The 16,618-nt window shown below is 37.6% G+C and carries 12 protein-coding genes and 1 pseudogene; 8 read left to right on the top strand and 5 right to left on the bottom strand.

Annotation, left to right across the window (positions count from 1 at the left end; translation table 11 throughout):
* Positions 1–439: 439 nt before the first annotated feature.
* The 3 genes from MNQ98_RS04885 to MNQ98_RS04875 all read right to left on the bottom strand — a co-directional run bounded on the left by MNQ98_RS04885 (position 440) and on the right by MNQ98_RS04875 (position 2,903).
* Positions 440–1,423 carry a tRNA dihydrouridine synthase gene (locus MNQ98_RS04885; RefSeq protein ID WP_241932170.1) on the bottom strand — a complete coding sequence of 328 codons (984 nt, stop codon included), beginning with the start codon at positions 1,421–1,423 and terminating at the stop codon, positions 440–442.
* Between the two features lie 268 nt (positions 1,424–1,691).
* Positions 1,692–2,261, bottom strand: coding sequence for an SF0329 family protein (locus tag MNQ98_RS04880; protein WP_241932169.1), 570 nt, complete (start codon positions 2,259–2,261; stop codon positions 1,692–1,694).
* A 147-nt stretch (positions 2,262–2,408) separates the two neighbouring features.
* On the bottom strand, positions 2,409–2,903 hold the full coding sequence (locus MNQ98_RS04875; RefSeq protein ID WP_241932168.1) for a hypothetical protein: 495 nt from the start codon (positions 2,901–2,903) through the stop codon (positions 2,409–2,411).
* Between the two features lie 275 nt (positions 2,904–3,178).
* Between MNQ98_RS04875 and MNQ98_RS04870 the strand changes: the two genes are divergently transcribed.
* Both MNQ98_RS04870 and MNQ98_RS04865 read left to right on the top strand, forming a co-directional pair.
* A complete protein-coding gene (locus MNQ98_RS04870; RefSeq protein WP_241932167.1) occupies positions 3,179–3,526 on the top strand; it encodes a helix-turn-helix domain-containing protein in 348 nt (115 codons plus the stop codon).
* A 290-nt stretch (positions 3,527–3,816) separates the two neighbouring features.
* Positions 3,817–4,068, top strand: coding sequence for a helix-turn-helix domain-containing protein (locus tag MNQ98_RS04865; RefSeq protein ID WP_241932166.1), 252 nt, complete (start codon positions 3,817–3,819; stop codon positions 4,066–4,068).
* Between the two features lie 68 nt (positions 4,069–4,136).
* Here MNQ98_RS04865 and MNQ98_RS04860 read toward each other — a convergent pair whose 3' ends face one another.
* Complete coding sequence (locus MNQ98_RS04860) at positions 4,137–4,874, bottom strand: SMI1/KNR4 family protein (protein ID WP_241932165.1); 738 nt, start codon at positions 4,872–4,874, stop codon at positions 4,137–4,139.
* Between the two features lie 752 nt (positions 4,875–5,626).
* On the opposite strand from MNQ98_RS04860, the gene MNQ98_RS04855 reads away from it, so the two are divergent.
* Both MNQ98_RS04855 and MNQ98_RS04850 read left to right on the top strand, forming a co-directional pair.
* The gene (locus tag MNQ98_RS04855; protein WP_241932164.1) at positions 5,627–8,209 is read left to right on the top strand and encodes a hypothetical protein; all 2,583 of its coding nucleotides are present in this window, start codon (positions 5,627–5,629) and stop codon (positions 8,207–8,209) included.
* Positions 8,210–8,294: 85 nt separating this feature from the next.
* Positions 8,295–8,762 carry a hypothetical protein gene (locus tag MNQ98_RS04850; RefSeq protein ID WP_241932163.1) on the top strand — a complete coding sequence of 156 codons (468 nt, stop codon included), beginning with the start codon at positions 8,295–8,297 and terminating at the stop codon, positions 8,760–8,762.
* 444 nt (positions 8,763–9,206) lie between these two features.
* Here the strand turns inward: MNQ98_RS04850 and MNQ98_RS04845 are convergent, their stop codons facing one another.
* Positions 9,207–9,611, bottom strand: coding sequence for a superoxide dismutase family protein (locus MNQ98_RS04845; RefSeq protein WP_241932162.1), 405 nt, complete (start codon positions 9,609–9,611; stop codon positions 9,207–9,209).
* Positions 9,612–10,148: 537 nt separating this feature from the next.
* Here MNQ98_RS04845 and MNQ98_RS04840 point away from each other — a divergent pair.
* From MNQ98_RS04840 to MNQ98_RS04825, 4 genes and pseudogenes are all read left to right on the top strand, one after another.
* Positions 10,149–10,541, top strand: a pseudogene (locus tag MNQ98_RS04840) ((deoxy)nucleoside triphosphate pyrophosphohydrolase).
* Positions 10,542–11,531: 990 nt separating this feature from the next.
* A complete protein-coding gene (locus tag MNQ98_RS04835) occupies positions 11,532–14,285 on the top strand; it encodes a type I restriction endonuclease subunit R (protein ID WP_241932161.1) in 2,754 nt (917 codons plus the stop codon).
* Between the two features lie 163 nt (positions 14,286–14,448).
* Positions 14,449–15,039: a restriction endonuclease subunit S gene (locus tag MNQ98_RS04830; RefSeq protein WP_241932160.1), complete on the top strand. Its 591-nt coding sequence runs from the start codon at positions 14,449–14,451 to the stop codon at positions 15,037–15,039.
* A gap of 25 nt (positions 15,040–15,064) precedes the next feature.
* Entirely contained in the window at positions 15,065–16,618 is a 1,554-nt protein-coding gene (locus MNQ98_RS04825) for a type I restriction-modification system subunit M (RefSeq protein ID WP_241932159.1), read from the top strand.

The raw sequence follows: 16,618 nt of genomic DNA, 5'->3' as shown, positions 1-16,618 counted from the left end.
TTTATGCGTTGGATGGATCAACGGAAAACAGAAAACAATTGGCCAAAACAAGGTATCAAATACTACTTTCAGGTAAGTGATTTTAAAAATCTAAAGCATGATACATTTTCTAATACCGAATAATAAGCACTATATTAAACAGTGTCAAAAAGAATTGGGCCTTCCAATTGTAAAAGGTATTATCATTGGTAGCAGCATTTCAAAATATTATGAAACTGAAATCATAAATGCTAAAAAAGATGGAATTACAACTAGAACTTACGGTTGGAGATTCGCAATGAATTAACTTCAGAGTTTTATAGTGATTTATTTTTGTTACATAAAATAAATTAGCCAATATGCGAATTCACATATTGGCTGCTTCTTATTAAACTAACTCCGACAATGCCACATTCTCGACAGGCATCGTAAGCAGTAATCTATCCATCCTATTGAACTTTTACCGTTCATCTACCTCATCATGATCCTTGCTTCCAAATTCATCGAGCAACGCACGTACTTCACTTGTTGACTTTGCGTTCATTAAGCTATTTCTCAATTCACTTGCCCCTCGAAATCCACGGACATATATTTTGAAGAAGCGGGCAAGGGGTCTGAATGAACGTGGCTCCTGTGCTGAATATTGATCATGGAGATCCAGATGCAGCCGTAGCAGATCAAGCAATTCCTCACTGCTATGATCCTTCGGCTCCTTCTCAAAAGCAAATGGATTATGAAAAATACCACGCCCAATCATAATTCCATCTACACCGTATTGTTCGGCGAGCTTCAAGCCAGTCTGACGGTCAGGAATATCCCCGTTAATGGTTAGAAGTGTATCTGGTGCCACCTCATCACGAAGTTTCTTAATCTCCGGAATCAGTTCCCAATGAGCGTCTACTTTGCTCATTTCCTCTCTTGTCCGCAGATGAATGGACAGATTAACAATGTCTTGTTTCAAAATATGGGTTAACCAGTCGCGCCATTCGTCTACGCTACTAAAACCGAGCCTTGTTTTTACACTGACGGGCAGTCCCCCGGCTTTTGCGGCCTGGATAATATCCGCTGCAATGTCGGGACGGCAGATCAGGCCGCTTCCCTTCCCATTCTCTGCTACATTCGCTACAGGACAACCCATATTAATATCGATGCCTTTAAACCCTTCTTTCGCCATGCCGATACTCATTTGACGAAAGTATTCCGGCTTATCTCCCCAGATATGGGCTACAATGGGCTGTTCATCCTCTGTAAAAGTCAAACGTCCGCGCACACTATGGTTCCCCTCCGGGTGACAATAGCTCTCTGTATTCGCAAACTCCGTAAAAAACACATCCGGTCTGGCTGCTTCACTTACGACATGGCGAAACACCACATCCGTCACATCTTCCATGGGCGCCAGTACAAAAAAAGGCCGTGGTAAATCGCGCCAAAAATTATCCGTCATATCAAATACCCCTCTATAAATACCAGGAAAAATCTTTATCCGAAATGGTAAATACAACCTGTTTATGCTCTTGCTTTTTCTTCACTTATAGCATGTTTAAGCAACGTAAATCAAACGGCAGTATATGTTAATCGTAGACACTTCAATGCATATATCATAACCCAGAGAGGAGCATACTCCCCATAGATTCGAAAAAAAGGAGGGGCGATGCCCCTCCTTGCTATTTCTCCAATGGATCTCCGGTTTACTTGTAAATGCAAGTTCATTTTCATAACGTACTGCGCCGTAGTTCATAAAAATACTGCACAATTGGATGCTTTAACTTCATCTTCTCGGCCATGTTTAAAATTCGCTTTTTGCCAACTCGTCTGTCCACCAAAGCTAAAATATTCAATAAAATATCATTACTCTCCAAGCTTTCATCTATAGAAATCGATAAAAACGTAGTAGCTACTACGGCAAAATTTGATTTACTTAATGCGGCCTGTGCTGACAAAAGCTCTTTTGCAAGTTCTGAAATTTTTCTGCTTCTTGCAATGACTGTAAGACGATCCTCGGGAACGGTCCCCTTGGTATCCTTTCTGATCGCTTCAATTTCATCATTGTTGATAGGAATTTGGATATCCGGATCATTCTTAATTTCCTGCTCCGTCTGATACCATCTGATTGAGCCAGTTGTATCACTCATATTGAGTACGTTCTTTTTATCTACTGCAAGATAACAAATTCCGGATTTATCAGGTAGATAACGATAACTGGTTGCCCGGTATTCGACCCTTCCATTTAACGCAGGAGAGAGAAAGCTCTCCAGTTGTTGCTTTAATTTGCTCCAGGACATGTATCCTCCTATGTTCTCAAAGCCTGACTACCAGTATTTCGCGGCAGATTTATGGCAATGACACCTATAGTGCCAGACTAGTTTGATTTATAATAACAAAATTTCTAAAGTTAAAATATTGGCCTTGGGTGAAGGTCTATCATACCATTAAAAAATCGAACGATACAACTCGGAAGGATTGGATACTACTCTACCCGATAGGTGAATCAGCACATCGTCCACGCGGTTCAGAAGCTTCTGAAGCTGCAAGGCATCCATATGTTGAAAAATTGAAGCATCATTGCATCCGACCACAAAATTAAGGGTATGAATAAACATCACCTTATCCAAATCCGGGATGGAATTCTGTCCCGTTAGCTGGATGATATCCTGAAGCGAAAAGTAAGATGGAGAAAACATGCAATTATTCTTCTTCATATACAATGCCTTGAGCATGCATCCTAAAGCGCGGTCACTAAACAAGATACATACATAAGCAGAGATCGGATGCATCATCCGGGCTGCTGAGTTCATATAGATCTGTACGAAATGCTGCATCTTAATCATTGATTTGGAATGAATAGAGGACTCCTGATTTTTTAACAGCCTATCTTTGCTATCTTTGCTATCTCTGCATTCGTCGATGGAGGTTAAATGATTCACATACGTCAGCTCCTATTCGGTTATTGGCGATACCCCAGCTGCGACTGAATTCCTTTATTGGTCTTTCCAAAATTGTAGGTGCATAAGAAGTAGTTCTAGCTCAGTTCATCAGAAAGAGTAAACATATAGAAATAAATACTCACTTAGGATGAATAAATAAATACAAACTACATACAATATTACCGTATAGTAGTAATTTATTCAAATAACTTATTATCTATGTATTATTGCAAATCAAAACATTCCCTACACTTCTATTAAAGAGAGGTGTAACGATGCCTGATGTTCTAAAATTAGTCGGAGCACGTATAAAGGATCTTCGTAAAATAAGAGGATTATCTCAAGAAGCATTAGCAGAAAAGGCTGGCTTCAATATAAGTTATATAGGATTTATTGAACGAGCCGAACGTAATGTTTCCATGAAGAATCTGGCGAAGATTGCTAGTGCATTAGATGTTGGAGTGTATGAGCTTTTTACATATTTGAAAGAACAGGAAGAACTAACAGAGGAGTCGGGTATGAAAGACATTATCTCTTTATTGAGAGAACGTGATTCAAAAGATATTGAGATGGTCCGAAATATACTAAATGAAATTTTTAGGCGAATTGATGGAGATAGTTAAAAAAGCTGATCGGATTCCGATCAGCTTTTTTAGAGTTATCACCAAAGATTATAAAATCGATTAAAAGCTAACTATTATAGTAAAATATTTGAAATAAGCTGCCCTCTCTCCTGCCTTATATAAGACGTTTAGCTTGGATTCTAGTGCCCTGTTGCATAGCAATAAACTGACGTGAAGCAGGTTTTTGTCCAAGAAATGCAGGGATAAATTCATATATTCTTAAGGGCAACTGATATGAAGAAGAATCGTATCCTGGTAAAAGCAGCCTGCTTTCTCTAAGGGGTTATAACGTGACTAATCATAGTGATAAACCCATAGAGTTACTTGCCTTCGGCAGAGCACTTCGAAATATCCGCAAAGAAAATAAGCTCACCCAAGATGAGCTCAGCCTGTATTCCCGTGTCGACCGATCTTATATTAGTGAACTAGAGAACGGAGAAAAAGCGCCTACTCTGCTAACGATTACGGCATTAGCAAGGGCGCTTCATGTTAAGGCTTCTGTTTTGATAGAGGGGGATGAGAGGGAGTTGGAAGAGAAATAGAAAGATCCTCTTGATACTTGTGAATTTCCGGCATGCACTATCCACTTTCTACTTCTCCCCTCAATCCATCATTTCACTGACAGATTCGTTCGAAACGCAGGCAAGCTAACTGCCTTTCCCATCTCGTTCAGTAAATCCTCTATACTCGCTCGCTGAAAGGATGACAGATATACGGCCAACAGCTCATCCGTCTCTTCTTCGGATACGTCGAGTTCAAATACGATCAGCACATCGTCCTTTACATAGATTTTCCACGCATTCAGTTCTGATCCCTCATCTATCTCATGCTCCGGTTCCTCCAGACGTATACATCTGCGGTAATCGGACAAGCTCCACATGCTCTCATCAAAAATGGCCCAATACGGAAGCCGATCCTCCACGCCCAGCTGAACAAGCGCCTTGCCAGCGAGAAAACGTTGAAGCGATCGATTTTCCAGCTGCCAATCGGGGGAGTTCCACGCGCACAGATAGACCGGTGGGTCTTGCTCCTTCAGATCCTGAATTCGGATCCCGCAATATATCACGGACTCCTCCACTTGATAGAAGACCAGAAACGCCTTGTCTGCCGTAAAAAACGTGTTATCGGGAATGAACACTTCCTGTAGTGGCAGAGGTTCATATTGGTTATTGCACCTTTGGGTGATATATGGGGAACGTCCCAAAGTTTTGTAATAATTCCGCAGCGCCGTCGGTAATGGAAAGCCCAGGCTTTGTTCTTTTGCCTGAATGTCCGCCTCCGGAATGCTGTCGACCTTCTTATGATGCTCTCCCAATACACGAAGGAGTCCTTCTATATTCGCTTCCATGTATTTGAGTCAACCTCCTCAGAATGCGTCCTGGGATTTTCATTTCCTTCTCTAAATATACTGTAGATTCGAGAATATGCACAGGATGGACAGGCGTTTGCTTTAGCGACAATTTCTAACGGAATCAGCCCCCCCTTTAACCATGGTACTTAACTTCATCATCAGTGAATAGTTGGAGAGTTTATAATAAAGCACATGCTTCTCTTGTTTACGGATTTGAGGAAAATGAGCAGTCACCCTCATTTTTCTAGACGATCCAGGATAAGGATCTACGGTAACCAATTGTCCGGAATTCACTTCAAAATTAACCAGCGGATAATTAATGAGGATACCTTCAATAACTGCGTATATTGATTCTATTTTTTTGCACGTATGATGAGGGAAGTTTAAATAATTGCTACTTAAAAAAATGATGGCCAGCTTTATTTTTCAAAAACAGAGTGGTATGTTTCGTAGGGCAATTCTAGTTGGCTGAATAACTAAAGAAAGAGTGCGTCCGCTCTCTTGATCAGATTTATTAGATGTGTAAGTTGTATCTTGCTGATCAAGAAACTTTCCTCTGATAAAAAGGTTGAGGATTGTATAAATATCAACGATTCCAAGTTCATCTCTGCATTTTCAGAAAACATTCGAAACAAAACCCATAGACCTAATGTTATTGGTTTTATTCCTAAAATATAGTATAAAGGAATTAGGCCTATCGATCCATTCAACTAGTTTTTGTAGAAATAGATTGTCGGAGGTATGAAATCATGTCGTACTCATTAAAATTTAAAGATATGGAACATATTACTGAATCCTACTGGGATGAGCTACTCGTCAATCATGAAAGAATATCTGAGACATATTCAGAAGCTGATCAGGCTGCATTCATTGCTTTTTTAAACCCAACGGATAAAGAAGCCCTGCAATCCATCCTTCAAATACCTGAATTCGAGGATGAACAAAAATGGAATCAACATCTAAAAGAGACCCCAAATTTTTTGAATTTTCTTTATTTGAAAGATTTCTTACGGAGAAAGAAAAAAGCTGTAGAAGAAGTTTTCAGATTTAAAGTACCGGATTATTCCAATCCATCCGTATCTCCACTTATCAAACTGATATATATGTTCTTTACAAGTCCTTCCTGGTTGTTTGAAGTTCTCGTTCTTCATGAATGGAGAAACAAAGCTTCCGGTGATCTTTACGTTACTGATAAAAATTTTCCCGATGTAAGGAACAAACTTAGCAGTGATAACAGTTACCAAACGAAACTTCTCGAAATAATGCGTAAAAACTCTGGCCAGAACAATGATTACAGGGTTGTCGCACACTGTGATACGGGCGAAAAACATTCGATCTATCTGATGTATAAAAAGGTAAAAGACTCCAAGAGGCCTGGCTATGACCAGAATAAGCGAATTAAAGACCGTGATGAAATTTTATTTGCAATCGATACCAATACAAAAACGTTGGAGATCAAGGCAGCAATTACGGATGTGAAGGGTGTAAAAAGATATTTTGATGAGCAGTTTAACACAGTGCTACGAAAAATGGATACCGAGCTTTTCTCCGACTATAACACAAATGATATTGTGCAACTGTTTCGGGAAGGTACACCTGTTGGCGATGAAGAACCCGAAGATTTTTCCATCGAGTCTATTACATTTTCCAATTCACTACTAATCAAGTCACCTGATGTCATTTTGCAGCTTAAACGTAGTGATATTTGGCCCAGCGTGAATGATGCTTTTAAAAGAGGAATTGTTGATCTTTATAGTCTTAAAGATATTAAAAAAATTGGTTTTCGTTCTGAAAAACACTCTAAGTCGATTCGCTCCATCGTGCTGGAAAACGGTAATGTGATTTTCAAGCTCAATGACGGCGGTTTAAGTGGTTCTACTAAAAGTGCGATAAAAGAGAAGTTTTTAAAGAAATTTGGTTTTCCGCTTGATCAGCCTGTGCAAAACAAATTTGATGGCGGCGAAGCGTTTAAGGTTGATCAAGTTTTCAGATTCGCCAGCACTGATCAATTCACTGATGAACATACGGATATATATGCTGGGCTGCAATCCTCTCAATTGATTGATGTGATTGAAGAAACCAGCTTTAATTGCTCGCAGTGCAGCTTCACAACCATAGATCGCAAATTGGTTTCTGTAAATGACGAAGAAAAAGGAAAACTGATATGCCCTGAGTGTGAGGAATCGGTCAATCAATCCACTCTGGAAGAGTTGATTCCAAACAAAGAGAAGATTGAGAAATACATTCATCGCCTGATCGATGAGTTTGTCAATAACCATGAAAACTGTGATAACCCAAAAATTTCCAAACAAAAATTCAAAAAAAGCGAGTTCACTTTTAAACGTTTCCTTTACAACAAACGTCCTTACCAGGTACTAGTCACAGACAGTCTTCTAACCAGAAAGACACTTGAATGGATCGAAAAAAAGTTAATTCCAACAATCATCGTGTGTTATGGAATCGATAAACAAACAAGTGACCGTCATGCTCTCGAAACGATTGAGCAGGTAACCTTCGGCGAGGTTTATATTCATCACGAAAAAGATCAACTCCATAAGTTAATGGATAATTATCTGGAAGATTTAGAAAAACGCATCCATCATCAGGTTGTGACTGCTGCTATGAAGTCAAAAAAAAGTCTCACATATATCGGTGATAAAACGGTCGATCTGAAAGATATATATGATGAGAATATGCTTGAAGACGATGTATTTACTATAATCAAGCATCTTTTTCCTAATTCTGAAAAATGGGGTAAAGAATACTCGGGTCATGCAGTTCCTGAAGGAATATTTGCAGTGCAATATAAGGAAGATACAGGGGCTATGTCAATCGAAATAAAACATGGATTTACTTATGATTGCAAATTCACTTTGGAAAACGCAGGTTATAAGTTAGGAGCTTCCGAGAATCGTAAAGGTTTACATTATATAAAACGACTGAACGAACTGGTCGATATTTCATATTACTGTACCTCAAGAGAAATTACTTCTCATATTTTTATTGGCAACAAATTTAGAGATCGACAAGCACGAGCAATGAGCAAGTTCATACGTGAAGAGATATCTAAAGGTCATCATACAAAACCAGTATTTATCAATTCTAAAGACCTAGCCTACTTATATGATCAATTTATCTACCATAAGGATAAAATCGATAAAATACCTGATATTTTTTACAAACAATTGACTGCCATCTTTTCAACTGATGATATCATAATTACAAAAGAATATATTGATGAGAAACTCGAAGATATCGACATTGCAGCAAGAAGTTACTCATTTTTAGATACTGCTACAATTACAAGGAAATTAACAGGTAGGAAAAAATAGAGGTTTTATTGAATCGAATAGAATGGTACAATAGCGTTAGGATAAGAACATACGTTCTATTCTAACGCTTTTATGGAGGTATAACATGCCAGAACTGACGGTAAGCGAACAAATCTTTAATTCCAAACCAGATTCATTCATTAAAGAGCACATCAGCCATTTATTAGTCCAACAGTTCAATAAAAGTTATAAAACGGAGATCTCCAACGGGTTAGTTGCGTTCTGTTTTTATTTTGACCATGCTTTAATGATTGCATCAAGCAAAAAAGGCGAAATATACTCATATCAACGAATGGATTATAATTCAATGCTTCCTGACTCATTCTTACAATCACTTTATTTACACTCTTATCTTCTTCCCTCCCATTGGAATAAATGGCTGGAGAATTCACGTTCAGATCTGATTCGAAAAGAATTTTCCCAATCTTTAAACTTTAATAGATTAAAAGTAAGTTATAGCTTCTATGAAAATATTTTTTTCTGGAATTGGAAAACCTATAATATTACCTTCTTAATGAATAGTTCTTTTGTATATGAAGATATTAGGATTTAGCTAACCCATAACAAAAAGCAAGCGCGTTCTTGTAGCATTCCATACTTAGTTTCATTAGGTATATAATCTGAATCTCATGATTCCCATACCAATAATTCACTGATTACATATGCACCGGCTTAAGTCACGATTAATAGAAGGAAATGACTGGATAACTTCCCTATTCTACTCTCATTGTACTACCAAAGCCGTTTCGAATCCTTATCGGAGAAATCGATCCTACTCTAGGATTGTTTTCCATAAGGCATCCGTGGCACTACCCTTGGTTCCGCGATCGATCCGACCGCATCTCGATATACTATTCATTTCGAATGCCATCGTAGTGCAATACACACATGCTCCGCACGATCGGCTTTGAATACCCTAGAGTCGTCCTCTATAAATGTCTTATAATAAATAAATGGATAATATCATTAAAAAATGGGATAGAAGATTAGTACAACTCTAACAATAAACCAGTATAACCCTCATAACTTGATTTGCTATATTAGGTCGGACCAAATAACGGAAAAGAAATACATCTTCCGTGTTCCAGCTGGAGCTACTTCCATGACTCCATGGTATGACCACCGGGTCCTTCCATGTCTTTGGAGTCCGTTGCTCAACCACACAAAAAACGCATTTCCATATAAAGATGCGTTTATCGCTGGCATTCATATCGCAAACCGCATGTACCGGCAGCTTGCCGGAATTTCCCGCTGAATCGTTTACGCCTTCATCTTTGCCGCCATGAATGATCAGCGATCGTCCCATCACCGAATTAGACCGATCCATTTCAAGTATTCCATCTAAATGAGCATCTCCACTTCCATGATTCCTCTGCTCTTGCATCCAAATTTGGCAAGTCACCAACATGGCTTCCTTGCCAATGCTCAAGACCACAATGGCTTGTCGGCCTGATTAAAGTCCCCGCCTAGATGGAGGCGATGGTCTACATCCCCTTCCATCACAAACCAGACATTGATGTTTCGTTCGGCAAGAATATCATGAATCATACTGGCCTTCGATTTGCTGAAACGGCAGACCCTCTATCATGATTAAATTTGTCTCCAAGTTTAAACGCCATTATTCTGTATTTCCAGGTCTCTATCTTCTTCATGAAAGCCACCTCATCTTATTACTGGTCGTTGTTAAGCGTATATACATCAGAATCAACTTGTGTATCCTGCGCCTAAACATGCTTGCTGATGATATCCCTGTATTTTTCTTATTGCCATTGAAGTTGGAATCTGCATCAATCGGACCTTATATAATAACTTCCATCCCCTCACTTTTTAAAAGAACCAATACCCTATCATTGACTCAATTTCGAGAAACATTAATAGAAATAATATTAATTACAGGATTCACTATAAATATCAGGCTGCATGACCAGAGGTAACTTAAATGAAAAAACATATTCACGTCGTTGGAGCTGTAATCATCGAAGATGTAAAAATTCTGTATACACAGCGCGGAGCTACGAAAACATTAGTATATAGATGGGAATCCAGGTGAAAAAATTGAAGAAGTCGAAACACCTCAGGCAGCATAAAACGTAAGATCAACGAAGAAATGGATTGCGCACCATTAAGATTGGAGAAGGGATCGAAACCACCGTTTATGAATATGATTTTGGCTTTGTCCATCTTACTACTTTCTATTGTCATCTGATAAAAGCCTACATTGACTGAACATGTGGCGATATCCTGGCTGTCACCGGATGAACTGATGTCTCTGGATTGGTCACCTGCTGATATACCCGCTGTGAAAAAAATTCAAGAGAGGCTCATCAAATAAGATTAAAGATCCCATTAAACTCCTTAAGCTGAGCGTTCATTAATCATGAGTAGGAATCTTTGAACAAGTACAAACCTAAGCTTTTGGTTATCAACACAGAGACCAGTAATTATGTGCTTACTTCTTTATTGGATCGATCACTATCGATCGTTTATTTTCTACGTTTCATTAATAACAGAGAGTGGACTAGCCACACTTAAATTCTGGCTGATCTAAATGCGTGAAATAACAGGTAAAATTCTTACCTCCAGTTATCTGAATTTCAATTAACCAAAAATCTATAGAGAGCTGCTGAAGATCACAAATGTTGAAGTTCGGTTATTCCCTTCATAAAATATGTTGTCCAATTAAAAAGTCATAATTGATTTAATCCATTATTACTGCAAGGATTGAAGCCATTCAATTTGTTCCATCGAAGTCTCCTGTTCAAAGCTGAATCGCAAAAAATATTTCTCCTGGTTTTTCTCGAAGACACACACGAGGTTTTGAACTGGCCCGTCAGAACTTTAATGTACCTTCGTCCTGTTCCCAGTTTTGAATAAGACTCCTAGCTACGGAATCGGAAGTCAACCCTTTAACCATGATACTTAACTTCGTCATTTTGTTCGTTCCTCCCATTATTTATGAGAGGACTGACCTCCGCTAAAAGGCAAGCCCCCTTTCATAAACATATAATTTTGATCTTCCGTTCTATTCAAAACACGTCACCCCTTCCGTCATTTTCGGCGAGAATAAACTACCACCACTATCTTACCGTAAAATGTAATTCATTGTATGGTTAATCGTATCGAGATTAAAGCAAAAAGGTTCGATCATCTTCTACAGATTCTCGAACCCTTCTACTGGAGCCCCTATTCAAATAAATAATATATTTTTTCTTCACTTTAAACCATTATTTAAAAGTATTTATTATATATTCATATTCATGAAGCCCTATTGTGCTTATTTTCAGTATAATAAAGAAAACCAGCATCAAAGGAGATTTCAATAATGGGTTACCAACCAGAAGCACAACTCGAAAAAAGTTTACATACACAGCTCGTTAATCAAGGCTATAACCCCGTAAAGATTGCAGATTATGATGCACTCCTTATAAACTTTAAAAATCAACTAAATCAATTTAACGAACATAAACTAGATGGGCAACCATTAACTGATATTGAATTCAACCGTATTTTAACGCTGATTGAAGGAAAAAGCATATATGATTCAGCGAAGATTTTGCGCGATAAGTTATTAATCGAACGTGAAGATGGTACACAGCTATATGTAGAACTCATGAATACAAAAGACTGGTGCAAGAACTTATTCCAAGTAACAACGCAAACAACAGTAAAAGGAACCTACACAAATCGTTATGATGTAACCATACTTATTAATGGTTTGCCACTTGTACAAATTGAACTGAAACGTCGTGGCTTAGATTTTAAAGAAGCATTCAATCAAATTCAACGTTATCGTCGTCATACGTTTACTGGTCTGTATAGATTCTTACAAATCTTTGTCGTGAGTAACGGAATAGATACGAAGTACTTCTCCAACTCAGACTATGACATTCAGTTTGGCTTTACGTTCTTTTGGACAAATGAAAACAATGAACTCATTACGAACTTACAAGATTTTGCGAGCGCATTCCTAAAACCATGCCATTTAGCAAAAATGATTAGCCGCTATATGGTCATTAATGATACAGACAAAGCATTAATGGTCATGCGTCCTTACCAAGTGTATGCAGTAGAAGCATTGGTACAACGTGCAACGGAAACAAATAATAACGGCTACATTTGGCATACAACCGGTTCTGGTAAAACCCTAACCTCTTTTAAAGCAGGGCAAATTTTAGCCGATGAGGAAAACATCAAAAAGGTATTCTTCCTTGTCGATCGCCAAGACCTAGACAGCCAAACGATTGCAGAGTTCAACAAGTTCCAAAAAGGTGCGGTTGACCGTACAGACAAAACCGAAATCCTTATAGAGCAAATACAAAATCCAATGAAGCGATTCATTGTGACAACGATTCAAAAAATGAATAATGCTGTTAAGAATCCAAAATATGCAAACGTCATGGAGCCATATAAACAAGAGCATGTTGTATTCATCATTGATGAATGTCATCGCAGCCAATTTGGTGATATGCGAAAAGAAATCGATCAGCATTTCCAAAATGCACAGTACTTCGGCTTTACAGGAACGCCACGCTTTGTCGAGAACAAGAGCCAAGATGGACGTACAACTGCTGATCTTTTTGAGAAGTGCCTGCATCATTACCTCATTAAAGATGCGATTCGTGATGGTAACGTATTAGGTTTCTCAGTCGAATATATTCGTACATTTAACGCCCATATTGATGAAACAGATGATACAAAAGTACAAGCGATTGATACAGATGAAGTTTGGCATGATGAACGACGTTTAAACCTCGTAGCTGACCATATTATTGATAATCATCTACGACGTTCAAAGAGTAAAGGTTATTGTGCAATGTTTGCAGTAGATTCCATTCCAACATTAATTAAGTATTACGATATTTTCAAATCAAAAAATCACGATCTAAAACTCGCTGGGATTTATTCATATGGGCAAAATGAGGACAGTGATGGAACAGGTGAACATTCTCGTGAAGCGTTAGACCGTATGATTACAGATTATAACAAAATGTACGACACAGACTTCTCGACAGAAACATGGGATCGTTATTTTTCTGATGTATCGAAAAAAGTAAAAAATGCCCAAGTTGATATTTTACTTGTCGTAAAAATGTTCCTCACTGGATTCGATAGTAAGCCTCTCAATACACTCTATGTAGATAAGAACATGGTGTATCACGACTTGTTGCAAGCATACAGCCGTACAAATCGTATAGAGAAATCGACTAAGCCATACGGAAATATTGTTTGCTATCGAAATTTAAAAGATAATACAGATGATGCAATTAAATTATTCTCTAGAACTGACAATGTTGATACCGTTCTAATGGGTAGCTTCGATGAATATTTAAAAGCGTTCAAAGAAGCTGTGAAGAATTTACGAGCAATTACAGTCATCCCAGAAGAAGTAGACGAGCTAGAGAGAGAAGAAGATAAACGTCAATTTATCATTGTATTCAAAAATGTGACGAAATTGCTTCAACGTTTACAGTCATTTTCTGATTTTGAGTTTGATGAAACAGAGCTAACAATTTCACAGCAATCATATGAAGATTTCAAGAGTAAATACTTCAAGGTATACGAAGATTTTAAACGTAGCGAAGTTCCAAAAGAGTCGATTTTACATGACATTGACTTTGAGTTAGAGCTGATGCATACAGACAAGATTAATGTCAGCTACATTTTGAATCTGATTGCGACCCTTAACACAAAAAATGAAAAAGAACGTGACAAAGAGATTCGTTTCATCAAACAAGAATTAGACCATGCATCTGATCCGAAGTTACGTCTAAAAATTGAATTAATTAAAGGTTTCTTAGATAAGGTTGCGCCAACGTTAGCACCTGATGAATCTGTTATAGATGCATACAATCGTTACGAAGAAGAAATGAGTGAGCAAGAGCTCTCAACGTTTGCGAAAGAAGTAGATATTGAGAATAGTGTATTACGTGAACAAGTATCAACTTATGAGTATTCCAATTTAATCGAAAAAAATGCGATTATGGATTCTTTATCAGGTTCATTCCTAAAAAAGAACAAAGCAATTAAAGCTATTACATCCTTTATCCGTGACTTTACTGAAAAGTACGGTACATAGATTCTGTTTCATTTGATTAAAGAGCGCTAATCAGGCGCTCTTTTTTATGATATTTTAAAAAATATCATAAAAAAACACAAAAAACTATTGATATTTTTTAAAATATCAATTATAGTAGTTTCCATGGAATATGATATATTAAAAAATATCAAGGAGGTGTACAATGAAACTTTATGAAATCTCTGAATTAACACAGGGTGCATTTACGAACCGTTTAGAAACATTATCTTCTGATATTGAAACGTCAAAAGTTAAACTTCTTTCATTAAAAGAATTTAACGAAACACTTGGTTTAGCTTATCGAATTTCAAATGAAAAAAATGCGGAGATTTCTGTACCGAAAGAAAAATTGGTGCCCCAACTTTTAACAGATACAAATAGTCTTGTTCTACATACGCATACGCAAAAGGTTGCTTTGTTACCGGAGAAATATAGTGGGTTATTGTTAACCAACAACTTTATTAAAATTCAATTAAAAAGTGATGTAGATCAAGCCTTTTTTGAATGGTACTTTAATGACCATCCATTCATTCAGAAACAGCTGGCGGTATTAAGTGAAGGGACAGTCATTTCATTATTGAAACTATCCCATTTAAAAGATTTAGAAATTGACTTACCCCCTATCCAACAGCAAATCATTATCGGAAAAATCGCTCAGCTTAAAAAGAGAAAAGAATCATTGATGGCCGAAAAAAGTGAATTACAGCAGCTGTATATTCAACAAAAACTAATTCAGAGTATTTCTAATAACTAATCCACCATCTTAGGAGGAAATAACGATGACAACAAGTGAAAAACAACGTCAACAACAAGCGGAACTGCATAAAAAATTATGGGCAATGGCAAATGACTTACGAGGTCAAATGGATGCCAGCGAATTTAAAGACTATATTTTAGGGTTAATCTTCTACCGTTACCTTTCGGAAAAAGTAGAAACTCGCGCAAATGTATTACTAAAAGATGATAACATTTCATTCGCTGATGCTTGGAGAAACGAAGAATATCGCGAGGACTTAGCAGAGTATTTAATCGATGAATTAGGTTATGTCGTAGAGCCGCAATTCCTATTCTCTCATTTCCTTAAAGAAATCGAAAAAGGTGCAAAAGGTAACTTTGATGTTGAAATGCTGCAAAACGGTGTCAAAGCTATTGAATCCTCTACTTTTGGAACAGATAGTCAAGATGATTTCCAAAATCTATTTGACGATATGGACCTTACTTCATCACGTTTAGGACGTACAGTAAAGGATCGTACTAATTTAATTAGTAAAGTAATTGTGAACATTGCAGACATTCCATTCTTACAAGACGATGTAGAGATTGATATTTTAGGTGATGCTTATGAATATATGATTTCTCAATTCGCAGCAAATGCTGGGAAAAAGGCTGGCGAATTCTACACACCACAACAAGTATCGAAAATTTTAGCTAAAATCGTCACAGCTGGGAAAACTGAAATTCGTGATGTTTATGACGGCACTTGTGGTTCAGGTTCATTACTACTGCGTGTAGGGAAAGAAGCGAAAGTGCACAAATACTATGGACAAGAAAAAGTGTCTACAACATACAACTTGGCTCGAATGAATATGTTGCTGCATGACATTTCATACCAACGTTTTGATATTCGTAATGCAGATACATTAGAAGAGCCACAACACATCGACCAACGCTTTGAAGCGATTGTTGCTAATCCTCCATACTCGGCAAAATGGAGTGCAGATGATAAGTTCATAGAAGATGAACGTTTTAGTGCCTATGCAAAGCTTGCTCCAAAATCAAAAGCAGACTTTGCCTTCATCCAGCACTTTATTCATCAATTAGATGATAATGGGGCAATGGCTGTCGTATTACCACATGGTGTTCTATTCCGTGGTGCTGCTGAAGAAGCTATTCGTAAGTATCTGATTGAGGAGAAAAACTATTTAGATGCTGTTATCGGCTTACCAGCGAATATCTTCTATGGGACAAGCATTCCTACTTGTATTTTGATATTCAAAAAATGCCGTAAGCATGATGATAACGTACTTTTCATTGATGCATCTAACGAATTTGAAAAAGGGAAGAATCAAAACCTTCTAGCTGATGATCATGTAGACAAGATTATCTCTACTTATCTTAGCCGTGAAACCATCAACAAATATTCATATGCAGCAACACTAGAGGAAATTAAGGGGAACGAATACAATCTAAATATTCCTCGCTATGTAGATACCTTCGAAGAAGAGGACGAAATTGATCTACAAGCTGTAGCACAACGTTTGAAAGAAATTGATGAAGAAATTGTAGAAGTGGATCGTGAACTAGAGAAGTACTTTAAAGAGTTGGGGGTGTAA

It is taken from the genome of Paenibacillus sp. N3/727, assembly GCF_022637315.1.
Taxonomy (GTDB): domain Bacteria; phylum Bacillota; class Bacilli; order Paenibacillales; family Paenibacillaceae; genus Paenibacillus_AQ; species Paenibacillus_AQ uliginis.
Note: the sequence above shows the minus strand (reverse complement) of the source record. Positions and strands in the feature narration are given on the sequence as shown.